1 protein-coding gene is annotated in these 1,196 nt (G+C 73.6%); it reads left to right on the top strand.

Annotated elements, in window-relative coordinates; all coding sequences use genetic code 11:
• On the top strand, positions 1–1,114 hold a 1,114-nt coding region (locus GT042_RS22395; RefSeq protein WP_237531073.1), incomplete at its 5' end, for a sulfite oxidase.
• Between the last annotated feature and the right edge of the window lie 82 nt (positions 1,115–1,196).

Below are 1,196 nucleotides of genomic sequence, written 5' to 3'. Positions count from 1 at the left end.
CGGGACGGCGACCGCGGCCTCCGCGCCGGGCGTCGCGCCCGGGATCGTGAAGCCTCTGCCCACCGACGTGTTCACCGTCCGGGGCACCAACGCGGAGACGAACTTCGCGGCGCTGCGCTCCACCGGCCTGCACACCCCGGCGAGCCACTTCTTCGTACGCAACCACACCGTGACGCCCCGGATCACCACCGGGGACTGGACGTTGACGGTATGGGGCAGCGGACTGCGCGGCCCGGCGGTCGAGTTCGGTTACGAGCAGCTGCGGGCGCTGCCGTCGGTGACGCGTACCGCGTTCATCGAGTGCGCGGGGAACGGCCGCAGTTACTACACGACCCAGCAGCAGGAGACGGTGAGCGGTACGGCGTGGACGCTCGGCGCGATCGGGGTCGCGCGCTGGCGGGGCGTACGGCTCTCCGACGTCCTGCGCCGCGCGGGCATCACGTCGCGCGCGGTCGACGTCCTGCCGCGCGGCCTGGACGACGAGGTCGTCAGCGGCGGGGTGAACCTCGGCCGGGTCCGCAGGCCGCTGCCGGTGGCCAAGGCGCTGGACGACGTGTTGATCGCGTACGAGATGAACGGGGAGCCGCTGCCGCCGGATCACGGATTTCCCGTGCGGTTGATCGTGCCGTCCTGGATCGGGATCGCGAACATCAAGTGGCTGGGTGACATCGAGGTGAGCGACCAGCCGCTGTACAGCCCGTGGAACACGGACCTGTACCGGCTGTTCGGCGCGGCGTATCCCCCCGAGGGCAGCGCGCCCCTGACCCGGCAGACGCTCAAGAGCGCGTTCGAGCTGGCCCCGGGAGCGTCCCTGGCCGCGCACCGGCGGCAGGTGGTGACGGGCCGGTCCTGGTCGGGCGGGGCGCCGGTGCGGGCGGTGGAGGTCAGTACGGACGGGGGGACGACGTGGCGCCGCGCGCGGTTGCGCGACACACCGCACCGGCACAGCTGGGTGCGGTGGTCGGCGGAGTGGGTTCCGCGAGACCGTGGCCCGGCGGTGCTGCTGGCCCGCGCGACGGACCGCTCGGGCCGCACCCAGCCGGAGGTGGCGGTGCCCAACACGCAGGGGTACCTGTTCGACGCGGTGGTACGGCACGAGGTGACGGTGGTCTAGGGGGCGCGGGCCCGGGGCGTGTCGGGTGCGCGGACCAGGCACGTACGGGATGTACGCGCCTGGTCCGGCCCGGCAGCCGGGC

Source organism: Streptomyces sp. SID3212, from assembly GCF_009865405.1.
Lineage (GTDB): Bacteria > Actinomycetota > Actinomycetes > Streptomycetales > Streptomycetaceae > Streptomyces.
This window is presented reverse-complemented; position numbering and strand designations above follow the sequence as displayed.